Below are 15,158 nucleotides of genomic sequence, written 5' to 3'. Positions count from 1 at the left end.
GATAGAGCCGAACCAACCGCTTTTCAGCCGCCGTCCGTCTGTCGCCGGCCGAGCAGTGCCAGGCTGCGCAGCGGGGTGGGAGAAGACCAGGCTGGCAGCGCCACGGCGGCAGCCAGCGCGACCCGAACCAGCCCAAAGGGCTCGGGCGGCGCGGCGGTCAGCAGAAGCGGACCGGGCATGGGCTGCGGCGCGGGGCGGACCTCCGGCAGGGCCGGAGCCACGTTGCCTGCCGTGACGCGCGGTCCCTGGTCGGCCACCGGCTGCGGCGAACCCAACAGCACCGCCAGTACCGACAGCAGCGTGAGCACCCCCGGCCACGCGAGCAGATGGGAGCGCCGCAGGGGCGTCACGTCGGGGCGAAACGGGGGGGGCTGGAACCTGGGCATGGTGGGAGTCGCGTCCGGCCCCCGTTCCGTTCAGACAAGGGAAGCGGGTGCGGCAAGCGCCACAGGATAGCAGAGGGCCACCGCCACGCAGGGGACGGACCCGCATTTTAGCCCCTGTTTAACCGCCCTCCCGCACCCTGCTCGCACCCGGTCACGTTGGCCGGAATCTCATCCCAGGAGTGTGACAACGGTGAAACGTTCCCCTAGACGCGCTGCTTTGGTCGCCCTTGCCGCTGGCCTGCCCCTCACCGCAGGGCTGGTTCTGGCCGCTGGAACCGGAACAGCCTCCCCACCCCAGTCGGCGCAGTCCCAAACCGCGCCGAGCCGCCCGGTACCGCCCAGCACCTCGTACGCTGACGTCTTTCTCCAGAAGCTGGCCGCGCAGCTTGGCATCACGGTGGAACGCCTGCGGGCCGCTGCGCTCGCTGCGGGGAGCGCCACCATCGACCAGGCCGTACAGGCCGGTGACCTCCCCAGTCGCCGCGCCGAAGAGCTCAAGCAGAGGCTCCAGCAAAACCCCTTCGGTTTCGGCGGCCCGCGCGGCTTTGGCCGGGGTGGCCATCACCACGGTGGCCGGGACGGCGGCCCGCGCGATTTCGCTCAGCCTGGCGAGACCGGCCAGAGCACCCCGAGTGCGGGTGCAGACGCTCCCAGCACCTGAAGCGAAGCCAACAACAGGAGAGGGGCGGCCCCTTGGCAGGAAACCGCCCCTTTCTTGTGCCTCCTTACGCCTGCGTGACTTCCACCATCTCGCTGGCCTCGATGATGTCGCCCTCCTGCACGTCGTTCCAGTCGAGGTTGATGCCACACTCGTAGCCGGTCTGGACCTCGCGGACGTCGTCCTTGAAGCGCTTGAGGCCCACAATGGTGCCCTCATACACCACCTGCTTGCCGCGCGTCACCTTTGCCCTGGCGTTGCGCCGCAGGATTCCATCGGTCACGTAGGACCCGGCGATGTTGCCGCTCTTGGGGTGACGAATCACCATACGAACCTCGGCGCGGCCCAGGTAGCGTTCCTCGAAGACGGGTTCGACGTTCCCCTTGATCAGGCGGTCCACCTCGTCGATCAGCTCGTAGATGATCCGGAAGCTCTTGATCTCGATGTCCCGTCCCTCGGCGGCCTTTTTCACCCCCCCCGACGCGGTCACGTTGAAGCAGAGGATGGTCGCGTCGGCAGTGGAAGCCAGCAGCACGTCACCCTCGGTGGGGGCGCCGATGCCCGCAAGCATCACCTCCAGCTTCACGTCCTCGGTTTCCTTTTTGGCGAGGATGCCCTGAATGGCTTCCAGGCTGCCCTGGGTGTCGGCGCGCAGAATCAGGTTGACCGTGCGTGTCTCGCCCAGCGGTCCCATCATCTCTTCCAACGTCCGCTTGCGCTGCACGCGGGCGTTTTCCGCGTCGCGGCGCTCTTCCACGCGCTGCGCCACCAGCTCGCGGGCGGCGTGCTCGTTTTTGGCGCTGACCACCGTTTCACCGCTGGCCGGAGCCTCACTGAAGCCCAGAACCTGCACGGGCGTGCTGGGCCCGGCCTCCTTGACGCGGCCGCCGTTACTGTCGGTCAGCGCCTTGACCTTGCCGTAGTGCTCACCCACGACCAAAAAATCCCCGACGCGCAGGGTGCCCTCCTGCACCATCACGGTCGCGAGGACGCCCGCTTGCCGGTCCACCCGGCTCTCGATGACAACTCCCCTGAATTCACCCTTGGGGTCGGCCCGCAGGTCCTCGAGTTCAGCGGTGAGGGAGATGTACTCCAGCAGGTCCTCGACACCCTCGCCGGTCTTGGCGCTGACCGGCACCACGATCAGATCACCACCGTACTCCTCGGGGACCAGGTTGAGCTGGGTGAGGTCAGTCTTGACGCGCTCGGGGTCGGCCTGCGGCAGGTCCACCTTGTTGATCGCCACGATCATGGGCACCTTGGCCGCCTGCGCGTGGGCGATCGCTTCGCGGGTCTGCGGCATCAACGAGTCGTCGGCGGCAATCACAATCACGGCGATGTCCGCGACGTTCGCGCCGCGCGCCCGGATGGTGGTAAAGGCCTCGTGGCCGGGCGTGTCAATAAAGACGATCTTGCCCTTGCTGGTCTTGGCCTCAAAGGCCCCGACGTGCTGGGTGATGCCGCCCGCCTCCTTGGCGGCGACCTTCGTCTTGCGGATGTAGTCCAGGAGGGAGGTCTTGCCGTGGTCGACGTGCCCCATGATGGTGACCACCGGGGCACGGTGGGGGATCTCGGGCTTCGCGTTCACAGGCGTCTGTGGCGCGCGTTCGGCGGTCGCGGTCGCGGCAGCCTGCGGCGCGTTCTGCGCTTCTGTTGGGGCAGGCGCAGGAGCGGCCTGAACCGGCGCAGCTTCAGCCGTCTGCGGAGCGCGTTCTTCTGCCAGCATCTCCTTGATCAGCTCGACCGTCTCTTCCTCGATGGTGCTGCTGACACTCTTGTACGCCACGCCGAGGTTATCGAGAATCTCGAGCATTTTTGCGTTGTCCACGCCAAGGTCCTTGGCGAGGGTATAGATCCGAACTTTTGACATGCTCACCTCCGGTGAGTCCCGCCGTGCCCCGTTCCCTGGTCGGGAAAGCCGGACGGCGGCAAAGATCAGGTGTTCATAGGCTGATCCGTGTGGGCCAGTAGGGCCTGGAGTTGGGTGCTGATCGCCGGGGCATCCGCCCGAAACGCTCGCCTCAGCCGCTTTTCCTGCCAGCAGTCGGGGGCGTCGGCGCAGACGTAGGCACCCCGCCCCGTCCGCGCCCCCGGCACAACCCGCCAGCCTTCTGCCGCCAGGGTCACCCGCACGAGGTCGGGCTGGGGCCGCTTGCGGCGGCAGGCGACGCAGGTCCGCTCCGGAACGTGCCGGGTGTTGCGGGAAGCAGCAGCCAAGCGGGGTTACTCCTGCGTGTCGTCGGGGCGAGCGGTGGCGACCGACCGGCTGTCCTTGAACAGCGCGTCAAAGGCGGACGCGGCGGCACTGCGGCTCGTGCCGGCGCTCTCCTGTTCCTCCTGAAGCGCTTGCTGCATCGCGGCGTCGAGGTCCTGAATGGCGGCCGTCTCGCGCAGGTCGATCTTGTAGCCGGTGAGCTTGGCGGCCAGCCGCACGTTCTGTCCCCCCTTGCCGATCGCCAGCGAAAGCTGATCGGGCGTGACCGTGACGGTAGCGTCCTTGCTCTCCGGCTGCACCTCGATCGGGCCGACCTTGGCGGGCGAGAGCGCGTTGCGAATGAAGTCGCGCGGGTTCGCGTCCCACAGGATGACGTCCACGCGCTCACGGCCGAGTTCGCCCGTCACCGCCTGGATGCGGTTGCCGCGGTGCCCGATGCAGGCCCCGATGGGGTCCACATTGGGATTATGCGAGTACACGGCGACCTTGGAGCGCTGCCCGGCCTCACGGGCAATGGCCTTGATCTCCACGATGCCGTTGGCAACCTCGGGGATCTCCTGCCGCAGCAGGTATTCCAGCAGCTTCTCGTCGGCGCGGCTGGCGAGGATGGTCGGCCCCTTGGGCGTCTTGCGCACCTCCTTGAGGTAGATCTTGACCCGGTTCCCCGGCACCAGCTTCTCGCCCGGGATCTGCTCACGCGGCGGCAGGATCGCTTCGCCCGCGCCCAGCTCCACGAACCAGTTGCCCTTGTTGTCGCTGCGGACAACCTGCGCGGTCAACACCTGCCCCTCGCGGTCCTTGTACTCGTTGTAGACCACGTTGCGCTCGGTCTCGCGCATCTTTTGCGTGAGCATCTGCTTGGCCGCCTGGAGGGCGATGCGCGAGAACTTCTCGCGGTCCACCGGAAACTCCATCTCCATGCCGATCTCTACGCCGGGATCGAGTTCCAGGGCGTCGGCGAGGGAGATCTGAAGGTTCTCGTTCTCGACCTTCTCGACCACCTCGCGCACGATAAGCACTTCGAGTTCGCCCGTCACGGGATCGAGGTGCACCTCGATGCGCTTGTCGGGCTCCACGTTGCGGGTGTAGGCCTGCGCGAGCGACTGCTCGAAGGCCTCAATGAGTTGCAGCTCGTTGATGTTGCGGGCCTGCGCGACTTCACGCAGCGCCTCCGCAAAATTGACTTCAGGCTGAGTCATACCGTTTTCCTTCCTCTAAGGATGCAAGCGCCACTCAGCGGTGGCGGTCCGGGAACTCCGCGAGGTTCCCCTGAAAGGTGCCGACGGTGAGCGTGACGTCCTCACCGGCGACATCGAAGGTGACCTGATCGCCCTGCACCGCCTTGATGGGCGCCGTGAACGCGTGCCCGTCGCCGCGCACCCTGGCCCTTAAACCGATCATGCGCTCGAAGTGCCGCGCGCGCGTCAGCGGCCGCTTGGCGCCCGGCGATTCGAGTTCCAGGCGGTACTCACCCGCGATGGGGTCCACCCGGTCGAACTCCGCGCCAACCACGCGGCTGGCCCGTTCCAGGTCTTCGAGGGTAACCGGCTGTTCGTCGAGGCGGTCGACGCGAATCACGACGGTAGGCCGGCGACCAGGATTCTGCACCTGCACGTCCAGCACCTCGAAGCCCAGGGTCCGCAGGACGCCGTCTGCCAGGGCGTGCAGATCGTTTGAAGTGTGGGTTGCGTTGTTATTCATATTGTAGGCCACGCGGATTGCGCAGCGAGAAACCACCCCCTCCACGAAAAAAGGTGGGCAAGGCACCCACCTCACTTCGAGGAATGACTGTACAGAGTATAGCTCAAACGGGCGCGCGGGCGCAGCCCGGAGTCACAAAGGGCGGCCCCCTAGTTCGTCCCGCTTCCGGCCGCCGGAGTATCGGGGCCTAGGCGCACCGTCACGTCTGCTCCCGGCAGGCTCGCCTCCTGGCTGAGCTGCCCGTGCCCCACGTCGCGCAGCACCGCCGCCGCGGCCTGGCCGCTCACGGTGGTGGTCGTGGCGGCGCGCGGTCCATTGGAAATCACCACGTGTTGGTACCCCAGGCCCTCGAGCTTCTCTTGAAGGCGGCGAGCGCTGCCGTCCGGCGCGCCCACGTTCACCACCGCGACCCGAAGCGTGCGGGGGTCTTGGGGGTCAAGGAAGTGCTGTTGGATGAGCCCGGCGAGGGCCGCGCGGTCGGGAAGCCAGGTGCCGCCCCCGCCAAAGGAGCCCGGCACCGTGTAGGTGTTCACCTTCAGACCGCTCAGCAGCGCGCCCAGCAGCGCGCCGACCTCCTGCCGGGTGAGGTTCGTCTTGGTGTTGTGGTCGATGGCGGCGGCCATCTGCGGAAGCCGCCAGACGTTGAGGGGGTGTTTGACCTGTTGCAGGAGCGCCGTGAGGTACGCCTGTTGCCGCTCGACGCGCCCGATGTCCCCTAGACCGTCGTGGCGAAAGCGCAGAAAGCCTTCCGCCTGCTGGCCGTTCAGCCGCTGCCGTCCCGGGTAGAGGTCGATGTGAAGGTGCCCGGCGTTGTCGTCGTACTTCATCCTGGCCGGAACGTCCAGGGTCACGCCGCCCGCCGCGTCGGTCAGGGCGCGAACGGCGTTCAGCGAGAGGAGGGCGTAGGCATCCACCGGCAGACCGGTGAGGTCTTCCACTGCCTCCACGAGCAGTTCCGGCCCGCCGTGCGGATTGGCCGCGTTGATCTTGCTCCAGCCCCAGCCGGGGATGTTGACCCAGGTGTCGCGCGGGATACTCAGCAGGTTGGCGGTGCCGTCGGGCCGCACCTGTGCCAGCACGATGGTGTCGGTGCGCTGGCTGTAGTCCTCGGGCAGCGCCGGGTAGGGCCACACCGCCGCCGAGGCGTCGTAATTAACGTCGACCCCGGCCAGCAGGATGTTGAGCGGGCCGTCCGCCTTGCGGGGCAGCGTGCCGTAACGGGTCAGAGCGGGAAACGCGGGGGCAGCGAGCGCCACCAGCCCGGCAAGCAGGATCAGGACGAGGAGAACGGCGCGGCGCACGGGGGGAGTGTAGCGGCCTCACAGATGAGGCACAATCCTGCGCCGCCCAACGTCACTCGCGGCGGCCCACGTCCGCCAGCCACCCCGGCAGCTCGGCGGGCCGCGACTGCCCCCAGAGGAACGCGAACCCACGCGCGTACTCGGCGGCGGCGGCGGGAGCGCTGGTGGCGAGGGTGTACTCGTTCAGGCCGCGCGGAGTCCACGACGAATAGTGCAGGTTCTGGCTTCCCACGGTGAGCATTCGCCCGTCGACGAGCATGGTCTTGGCGTGGAGGCCGCCGGGGTACCAGCGGGCCTCGAAGCGGTCCGCGAGGCCGCGCGCGGCGAGCTCACGGCGCAGCACAGCGAGCGCGATGCGGTTTTCTAGGCCGAGCAGGCCGTGTTCATACAGGATGGCCCGGACCAGAACGCCCCGCTCCGCCGCCCGCACAAGCGCCCGCATCCAGGGCAGGGCGTCGTCAAAGGTGCACAGGCGCGGATTGAGCAGGGCGAGGTTGCAGCGCACGTTCATGCTGAAACTGACGTGCATCAAGTCGATGTTTTCCCGCGCGGCGTCCAGCAGGTTCACCAGGGCTTCGTCGGCGGCCGGAAAACCCGCGCGGCGATACAGGCTGAACACGCGCACGTCACCAGCACGTTGGAGCGGTAGGCGGTCGGTGCCCTGGGGATGGTCGGGAACACCGGCGGCGCCGAGGCGACAGGCCCGGCGGACGGTGCGGGCCGTCACACCGGGGGCACAGGCAAGGACCGTGCTGCGGCTCCACAGGTCATCGAAGACGGTCAGGCCGTCACGGGCGACCGGCCCCCGCACCCACAGGCCCAGGTCACGCAGGTCGCCGCCGTGTCCCCCCGTCGTCGCCGAGGGCAAATGCAGCGTCCCCGCGTTGAAGCCCATCACCGTGAGGTCCGTGCCGTCCGTCACAAGCAGCTTGGCGTGGCTGTGCGGAAAGGTGCCCGCGTAGTTCGCGATCTCCACCCGCCAGCCACGCGCCTCGTCGGTCAGGGGCACACCGGCGGCCAGCAGGTCGCGCGCCGCCGCGTACACCTGCGAGCCCCAGTCGAGGTTAGCGACCAGCGGAAAGTTGCCCAGTGCGAGGCGAACGGTCACGCCGTCCGGGTAGGCCGCTGGCTTTGCCTGAACCTGGCGGTAGAGCCGGGCCACGCCCCCCGCCAGCACCGCGCCCGGCCCACGGCCCGGGTCGTCCGTCCACTCCATCACGGCGTACAGCACCTCGCGCCTCGCCCGGGCGATCTGCCGGCTCAACCCGTCGAAGCCGCCGTGCGGTGTGGGCTGTTCGTTCCCAAAGGCCGGCCCAGGGTTCGGCGTGTGCAGAAAGCCCAGAAAGGCGTTGCCGCACGAGAGGTCGGGCCGCCCCTCCCGGGTGGTGACCTGCCACAGCGTGAGCTCGAGCGGGTCCGTGGGCGGCGGGCAATTCAGGCCGGAAGCGTCGGGCACGGCCAGGGGTGTGGCCGCAGCGGGACGCGACTGCACGAAGTGCACGGCCCGCTCCGCCACCCCCCAGACACCCAGCAGGGCGAGGCCGAGCGCGGCCAGCGTCAGCTTGACCTGCCGGTCATCGGCCACGTCGCGCTCCGGGTGGGTCGCAGCCACGTGAATTCGGCCCGCTACGCTGAGGTCGCCCACCACCTGGAGGGTGACCAGAAAGGCCGCGAGCAGGGCCAGGAGCGCCCAGCCACCGCCCGCGAGCAGGTTCGGCACGCCCAGCCAGCCGATCAGGACGCCTCCCGTCAGGCCCGCCCCCCCGAAGCCCAGCAGGCCGCCCAGGGCGGGCTGCCAGGCGAGCCCGGCCCGCAGGGTCAGCAGACCCAGCACGCCGCCGGAGATCAGGCCATACAGCGCGCAGGCAAGCGTGATCAGCAGGGCCAGTTGTGCTCCGCCCAGCGCGTTCCCCAGCAGTCCCCCCTGATAGATGCCCGCCAGGCCCATCACGGCCCCCAGGGGCACGATCAGCAGGCCAGCCGTCGCGCCCGCGGCCACACCTGCCCGCCAGCGCGCCTGCCCGCGTGTGAGCCCCAGACGCGTCAGCGGCAGCGCCCGCGCGGACAGAGCGCCAGCCAACGCAAAGCCCAGCGTGACGCTGAGAAGGGCACCGAGCGCGCCCGCCAGGGCCCGCAGCAGCGGTTGCCCGGGCGGCACCAGGGCCAGCACGGCGCTCACGGCCCCCCGCGCGAGCAGCGCCCCCAGCAGCAGGCCCGCGAGCGCCGCCAGGGCCAGACGTTCCCCCTGCGCCCGAAGATCGTGGTGGGGAAGCAGCCGCATCCGGGTCAGGATAAGGGCACCCGGCGCTGCGGCTTCAGCGTGCCCGCTCCTGCAGCGCCACGCTCCTCCAGGCGAGGGGCGCGCGAACAATGCCCTTGTCACCGGGCTGCGGGCGTACGCTCAGCGGGTAGGTCTGCCAGTGATAGTCGTAGGCGTAACGCCACTCGCATTCGTAGACGCCAACATTCACGTGGTACCGGCCGCCGATCAGGTCGACTCGCCCCAGCTCCAGCGTGATCTGTCCGGCTCCCCCGGCGAGCGGCACCGCTATCCCGGATGAGGCCGTGTCCACGTCGTAGCAGATCAGGCCGTCTTCCCGGCTGAGGCTGACACCGAAAATCGCGCCGGCCAGCGGGATGTGGGCGACATAGTCCAGTTCGACGCGCAGGGGATCGCCGCTGCTGATCTCGTTCACGGCCAACCCGCTGGCGTCGGTGAGCCGGACCGCCGTGATCTCCACCTCGCGCGAGCCCAGGCGCCGCGCTTCCCCCGTCTCCTCGCGCGCACCGGGCGTGCGCCGCCGCGTCTCGGCGCTCATCTCCGAGACGTACTGCGCGACCACCACGTCGGGGGTGCCCTGCGCCATCAGGCGGCCACCCCGCAGCCACAGCACCCGGTCACACAGGTCCCGCACCTGCGTCATGTCATGCGTCACCATAACGATGGTGCACCCGTCCTCACGAAACTGCCGGATGCGCTCCGTGCACTTGCGCTGAAAGGCGAGGTCACCGACGGCCAGCACCTCATCGATCAGAAGGATGCGGGGATCGGTGTGCGCCGCAACCGCAAAGGCCAGACGCATCTCCATTCCCGAGCTGTAGGTCCGTAGCGGCTGGTCGATAAAGGCTTCCAGCTCGGCAAAGGCCACGATGGCGTCAAAGCGCCGCGTGACCTCCCGCCGGGTGAGGCCCGCGATCACCCCCACGATATAGACGTTCTCGCGGCCGGTCAGGTCGGGATGAAAGCCCGCGCCCAGGTCGAGGAGTGCCCCGATTCGTCCCCCGGTGCGGATGTGGCCACGGTCTGGCCGCCCCACTCCACCGATCAGACGCAGCAGGGTGGACTTGCCCGCCCCGTTGTGCCCAATGAGCCCCACCATCTGCCCCGGCTCGACCTCGAAACTCACGTCGTGCAGGCCCCAGAACACCTCGTCTGGCCCCAGCGGACGCAAGCCGCTCAGCACCCATTCCTTGAGGGTGTGTGGCCGGTCCCGACGGTAGCGCCGAAAGCGCTTGCTGACCCGCTGGACCTCAATTCGGCCCTCCATCTACAGTTCCTCCGCAAAGCGCTGGCTGGTGCGGGTAAAGACGGCATACCCCAGCGCGAGGACGGCGAGGGCAAGGGTCCCCACCCCCAGCAGTTGGCTCCACGCCGGCCACTGACCTTCGAGCAGGACGCGGCGCAGGGCCGCCAGGATGGTCGCCACCGGATTGACCTCGAAAAGGCCGTGGTACTGCTCGGGCACGTTGCGCGGCGAGTAGAACACCGGTGTGAGATAAAAGAGCAGCATCAGCAGGATACCCAGCAGGTGTTGCAGGTCGCGGAAGGTCACGTGCAGGCTGGCCAGCAGGTACGTCAGGCCCAGCGTCAGCAGGAATTGCAGGGCGACGATCAGCGGAAAGGCCAGCAGGGCGGGTGTGAGGGGAACGCCGCTGACCGCCGCAAAGACGAGCAGCACCGGCAGGGCCAGCAGGTAGTGAATCAGGCCGGTCATCACCGTCACAGCGGGCAGGATCGCCGCTGGAAAGCCGGGGCGGCGGATCAGCATCCGGTTGTCGGTCACCGAACCCGTCGCGAGCAGCAGCGACGACTGAAACCAGTTCCAGCTCAGGAGGCCGGTGAACACAAAAACCGGATAGTGGGGAATCTCGAGCCGCAGCACCGAGCGCGACAGAAAAACGAACACCAACAGTTGCGCGAGCGGCACGATGAGGGACCAGGCCGCTCCCAACGCTGACCGCTTGTAGCGCAGCTTCAGCTCGCGCCCGACCAGTTCACGCAGCAGGTCGCGCAGGTAGGTCACCCGCTGCCAGCGCCCCGCAGCAAGCGTCATGGAAGGCTTTCTGCTCCGGCAGAGCGCAGGGGCAGCGGGAGCCCGGCAGGCAGCGGCACCTCGCGCTCCACGGGCGGACGGCTGCGGCCCTCGCGCTGCACCCGAGCAGACGAGCGCCACAGGGCCCAGGGTCCGGCCAGGTTGCCCCGGATCTCCAGGGCCAGCAGCGAGAAGGGGAAGTGCTCCTGCCCACGCGCCGCCCGCCGCAGGCTCCCCGCGACCTGCCGCACCCGCCACCACGGCACGTGGACAAGGAGGTGAAGGAGGCCCCGGGCATCACCGTCACGCAGCCAGGTCGTCAGGTGGTACGCCACGTGCCCCTTGCTGTAGGCGTACATCTGCCGCCGCAGGGCCGCCATGTCCCGGCGGTGCTTGTGCCACAGGTACGCCGCCGGTTCGTAGACCAGCGTGCCTCCGGCTTTCAGGACCTTGTAGTACAGGTAGGTGTCCTCGCCCACGCCGGAAGGCATCCCGGGGCCCAGCGCCTCGTCCATCAGCCCGATCTCGGGATCACGGAAGATGCTCGCCCGGAAGGCAGAATTGGCGGTTGCGCCCAGCTCCCAGGTGGGAACGGCTCGGCGGCGAAAGGCGCGGAACCACGCCCCGTCCACCTCCCGCCGGAGAAAGCCCCGGCCCAGTCCCCCGTACTGCTCGAAAAAGCGCTGAGCAGGCGTATCGAGGGTGAGGGGCAGCACGTTCCCGGTCACGGCCAGCACGTCTGCCCGCGCAAAGGGCGCGGCGAGCCGCTCGATCCAGTCGGGGGGAACGATCACGTCGTCATCGGTGGTGGCCACGATCTCTCCCCGGCTGGCGAGAAAGCCCGCGTTGCGCGCGTACGCCAGGCCCTGCCGCCGCTCCTCGATCAGCCGCACCCCGGGGAATTCGGCCACGACGGGCGGCGTGCGCCCCGATGCCGGGTTGTTGTCCACCACGATCACCTCCAAGGGCCGTGGCGTGTTCTGTGCGGTCAGGCCCCGCAGCGCCTCCCGCAGGTCATCCGGCCGGTCGAGGGTGGCGAGGACCACCGATACCGGTACATCGGGGGCCAGCGCCTCCGGCTCCTCGGCGGCCTCCGGCACGTACCGCTCTTGGAGGGCCACCGCCCAGCGCGCATAGACCAGGTCAGCCGGTTCACCGGGATGAAGCAGGCTAAGCCCCAGGGCGTCCACGATGGCCTCCCGCAGCCGCCCGCCGCTCACGGGCTGTCGGCGGTTGTTGATCTCCACCGTGCCGATGGGGCGCCCCTGGCGGAAGACCACCACCCGCACGTCGCTGAACTCGGTCACGTCGCCCAAGTCTTCGGGCAACTCTTCGAGGTGGACGTGCCGCATGGCGACGCCCGGGGCGCGGGGGGCGTTCCCCCGGTTCCTTGCGTTGGTGGGAGATGCCGGCGGATCCCCGGACCGCGCCAGGGCTTCGGCCTGCCGCCGGGCGCGCGGGTAGCGAAAAAGGCCCTGGACTGCCCCCTTCAGCTCGGCCACGATCAGGTCACGCGGCACAGCGGGTGGACGCACAAACGACCCGAGCAGCCGCCGGACGTCCCAATACCCGAACCACCATGCCCCCAGCCGCAGCAGCTCGGCCCGTTCGTCCGGGTAGGCCAGGGCCGACCGAACGAGGTACGAGTAGAACCCCACACCGTTGTTGGCGATCTGGGTTCGCAGCGCCCCATAGTCGCGGCGATGGCGGTGGCGCACGATGGCACGCGGCTCGTACACCAGCGGGTAGCCTTCCTTGATCACCCGGAAGAACATCTCCAGGTCGCCGCCCCCGTTGGTGACGGTGCCCACGTCCAGGGCTGGGTCAAAGAAGCCGATGCGGTCAAAGAGGCTGCGGCGGTAGGCCATGTTGGCTCCGGTGCCGAATTGCCCGGCTCCTCCGGCGTACAGCCCGGCCCCCTGGCCGCTCGACGGGTCGTGCACGTACCAGCGCCGCTCGAAGCCGCGACCGAAGCCGCCGTACTGCTCGAAGAGCTGCTGTGCCCCCGTTTCCAGCTCAAAGGGGACCACCAGACCCGTCACCGCCATCACGCCGGGGTTCTCCGCGAAGACTTCCCCCAGGGCGCGGGCCCAGCCGGGGTCGACGATCACGTCGTCGTCGGCAAAAGCCACCACCTCACCGCGGGCCTCGAGCACGGCGCGGTTGCGGGCCCAGTCGAGGCCTGGGCGGTCTTCCCGCACGTACCGCACCAAAGGGGCATAGTCACGCACCACCCGTTCAGTCGCGTCGGTGCGGCCCGCGTTGTCCACCACCAGCAGATCGAGGGCCGGGTACTCCAGCCCCATCAGGGCCTCGAGGCAGCGCCGGAGGTCCTCCGGGCGGTCCCGGGTACAGACGGCCACCGTGATGGCGGGCAAGGGAAGTGTCCGGGGGGTAGGCCGGGCATCCAGGGCGTCCTCCACCCGCCACCGGGTCTGTGGTGTCGCGCTCGACAGCAGGTTGAGCAGGTGTTGCCGCAGGAGTGGCCCGGCCAGTCGCTCTACCGCTGCGGCGCGAACCGTGTGGGCAGAACAGGTCCCGTTCTGAAGAGGCACCTCGATGTAGCCCAGGGGCATGCCGTGCAGCCGCACCAGGCAGCGCGCCTTCGCCGCCCTCCCCAGTCCGGTCAGGGGCTGCGGGGGCTGAGACAGCTCGACATCAAGGACAGCAGTGGGCATGAACATCACGGGGCCTCCTTCGGACAGGGAAACGTGGACACGGCGTCAGGGCAGGCTTACCCGCCCCCCGAACGGTACCTGCCCCCTTGTGTCTTCACCCTAGAAAACCGGCCGTCAACAGAACGTAAAACCGCTTCACCGCCCGGCTGCGGTGCCCAGCAGCGCTGCCCCCAGGTGGGCATACCCCACCTCGTCCGCCGGGGGATGCGTCAGGCCCGCGCGGGCGTCACGCAGCAGGCGCCCAAGCGGCAGCGCAGGCGTGAGGGCCGCTCCCCCCGCGGTTCGCACGGCGAGGTCAGTGGCCCAAACCGCTGCGTTCGTCGCCCGGGCCTTGGCGGCAGCAAGCGCGGGCACGCTGTCCGCTCCCGGTGCCGCGTCCCAGGCCCGCGCCGCCGCCAGCAGCAACGCATCAGCAGCCCGCACCTCGCTGGCGATTCGCCCCACGTTCTCCTGCACGCGCGGCAGGGTCGCGATGGGGGCACCCAGGGCGGTCGGCACCCGCTCCTGAGCGTAGGCGATTAGGGCATGCAGGGCGGCGAACCCCACGCCCAGGTAGGTCGCCGCGACCGCTGTCCAGAACCACGCGCTGCTGGCCGGCTGTCCGGGAGCGGGCGGCGCGGTGTGGGCAGCAGGAACGTAGACGCCCGCAAAGGTCACGTCGTGACTGCCGCTTCCGCGCAGGGCGAGGGGGTCCGTCCAGGTCGGCTCAATCTGCACGCCGGGCGCGTTCATAGGAATGAGCAGCCGCAGCACCTCCCCCTGTGGCGTCGCGGCCGTGACCAGAGCGAGGTCCAGCGCGCGGGCCCCCGTTGCCCAGGTCTTGCGCCCGGTAACCCGCCAGCCGCCCCCCTCCGGCAGGGCAGCCGTGCGCGGGAGCCCGCCGCGGGAGGGGCTCCCCAGCTCGGGCTCACTGGCGAGCGAGTTCACCAGGCGGCCCTCCCGGCTGGCCTGTGCGAGGACGGCGAGCAGCGGTTCGGGGAGGGTCTGTCCCTGAAAGGCCGCGCCGACGACGTGCGTATGCATCGCCAGGATCAGCCCTAGGGCGGCATTGGCCTCGCCCAGCCGGAGCTGCGCTGCGGCGTACTGCTCCAGCGTCGCGCCCAGCCCTCCAGCCTCACGCGGCAGGGTCAGGCGGGTGTACCCGCTGTCACGCAGGGCCGCCGCGGCCGCCTGCGTCACGTCCTGGGCAGCCTCGCAGGCAGCGGCGTGGGCACGGATGGCCTGGGCGGCCCGGTCGGTCACGGCCTGCATCTCCGGCAACAGAGCGGAGGGCGAGAGGAGGCATCTCATGGGGCGCAGGCTAGCGCGCGCCGAACAGGCCCCGGCCCGCGCCTTCTCCTTATTCGCTAAAAACAGAATATAGTATTACTGATATGTCAAAAGCTGCACGTGACTCTGCCCGCGCGGTGATTCAGGCTCGTTTCCAAGAGAGCGTGGACCGCGATATCAGCGGCCTGGCCGCCCAGCACTGCCAGGAACAGCAGTGGCGCGCGCCGGACGGCACGCCCGCCGCTCAGCTGTGCCGGGGGAGCCACGAGGCGGTCACCCGCCTGATCTGGCGCGACTTCGAGCCGGTCTGGGACGAGGTGGTGTACGTCTACGACGGCACGCGGGGCGAACAGGCGCGATACTTAAGCGCAAAGCTACACTTGACCGTCACGCTGGCTGCGGCGGGAGACGAACTCACGCCCGGCGTGCAGGCGGCCCTGATCGCGGCGCGCCAGGCCCTGCACGCCCTCTGGCTCGTGTGGGCGGGCTACCAGGCGACCACCACAGACGCCCTGGCCCACGCGGTCACCGAGTTCGAGGACGTGCGCTAGAGGCGGCGTACCTCCCCGGTAACGCGCCCGGGCGGCGGCACCGAGGTAGGCTGAACGGGCACTTTGCCAAGCCGCTTCCCGGAGGT

At 69.3% G+C, this 15,158-nt stretch carries 13 protein-coding genes; 2 read left to right on the top strand and 11 right to left on the bottom strand.

The features are described 5' to 3' along the window. Positions 1–23 precede the first annotated feature (23 nt). Positions 24–386: a hypothetical protein gene (locus EI73_RS02945; RefSeq protein WP_034384053.1), complete on the bottom strand. Its 363-nt coding sequence runs from the start codon at positions 384–386 to the stop codon at positions 24–26. A gap of 217 nt (positions 387–603) precedes the next feature. Here EI73_RS02945 and EI73_RS02940 point away from each other — a divergent pair, with 217 nt between their 5' ends. Further along, entirely contained in the window at positions 604–1,047 is a 444-nt protein-coding gene (locus EI73_RS02940) for a hypothetical protein (RefSeq protein ID WP_051935394.1), read from the top strand. A gap of 64 nt (positions 1,048–1,111) precedes the next feature. Here the strand turns inward: EI73_RS02940 and infB are convergent, their stop codons facing one another. From infB to EI73_RS02890, 10 genes are all read right to left on the bottom strand, one after another. Then, positions 1,112–2,914, bottom strand: a complete 1,803-nt coding sequence (gene infB, locus EI73_RS02935; RefSeq protein WP_034384049.1) for a translation initiation factor IF-2 — start codon at positions 2,912–2,914, stop codon at positions 1,112–1,114. A gap of 65 nt (positions 2,915–2,979) precedes the next feature. Continuing rightward, the gene (locus EI73_RS02930; RefSeq protein ID WP_034384047.1) at positions 2,980–3,261 is read right to left on the bottom strand and encodes a YlxR family protein; all 282 of its coding nucleotides are present in this window, start codon (positions 3,259–3,261) and stop codon (positions 2,980–2,982) included. A gap of 6 nt (positions 3,262–3,267) precedes the next feature. Then, on the bottom strand, positions 3,268–4,458 hold the full coding sequence (nusA, locus tag EI73_RS02925) for a transcription termination factor NusA (protein ID WP_034384044.1): 1,191 nt from the start codon (positions 4,456–4,458) through the stop codon (positions 3,268–3,270). A gap of 34 nt (positions 4,459–4,492) precedes the next feature. Then, positions 4,493–4,960: a ribosome maturation factor RimP gene (gene rimP / locus EI73_RS02920; RefSeq protein WP_034387613.1), complete on the bottom strand. Its 468-nt coding sequence runs from the start codon at positions 4,958–4,960 to the stop codon at positions 4,493–4,495. A gap of 149 nt (positions 4,961–5,109) precedes the next feature. Then, on the bottom strand, positions 5,110–6,261 hold the full coding sequence (locus EI73_RS02915) for an LCP family protein (protein ID WP_034384039.1): 1,152 nt from the start codon (positions 6,259–6,261) through the stop codon (positions 5,110–5,112). Between the two features lie 52 nt (positions 6,262–6,313). After that, entirely contained in the window at positions 6,314–8,542 is a 2,229-nt protein-coding gene (locus EI73_RS02910) for a phospholipase D-like domain-containing protein (protein WP_034384035.1), read from the bottom strand. Between the two features lie 34 nt (positions 8,543–8,576). Next, the gene (locus EI73_RS02905; RefSeq protein WP_034384032.1) at positions 8,577–9,809 is read right to left on the bottom strand and encodes an ABC transporter ATP-binding protein; all 1,233 of its coding nucleotides are present in this window, start codon (positions 9,807–9,809) and stop codon (positions 8,577–8,579) included. Then, on the bottom strand, positions 9,810–10,595 hold the full coding sequence (locus tag EI73_RS02900) for an ABC transporter permease (RefSeq protein ID WP_034384029.1): 786 nt from the start codon (positions 10,593–10,595) through the stop codon (positions 9,810–9,812). After that, positions 10,592–13,252 (bottom strand): glycosyltransferase family 2 protein, encoded by a 2,661-nt coding sequence (locus tag EI73_RS02895; RefSeq protein WP_197050736.1) that lies wholly within the window; start codon positions 13,250–13,252, stop codon positions 10,592–10,594. Before EI73_RS02895 ends, EI73_RS02900 begins: the two co-directional genes overlap by 4 nt. Positions 13,253–13,387: 135 nt before the next feature. Beyond that, entirely contained in the window at positions 13,388–14,542 is a 1,155-nt protein-coding gene (locus EI73_RS02890) for an acyl-CoA dehydrogenase family protein (protein ID WP_034384026.1), read from the bottom strand. Positions 14,543–14,625: 83 nt separating this feature from the next. Here EI73_RS02890 and EI73_RS02885 point away from each other — a divergent pair, with 83 nt between their 5' ends. Next, complete coding sequence (locus EI73_RS02885) at positions 14,626–15,072, top strand: hypothetical protein (protein ID WP_034384023.1); 447 nt, start codon at positions 14,626–14,628, stop codon at positions 15,070–15,072. The last annotated feature ends 86 nt before the right edge of the window (positions 15,073–15,158 follow it).

The organism is Deinococcus sp. YIM 77859 (assembly GCF_000745175.1).
GTDB lineage: Bacteria > Deinococcota > Deinococci > Deinococcales > Deinococcaceae > Deinococcus.
The sequence above is the reverse complement of the archived record's forward strand: the minus strand, read 5'-3'. Positions and strand labels throughout refer to the sequence as shown.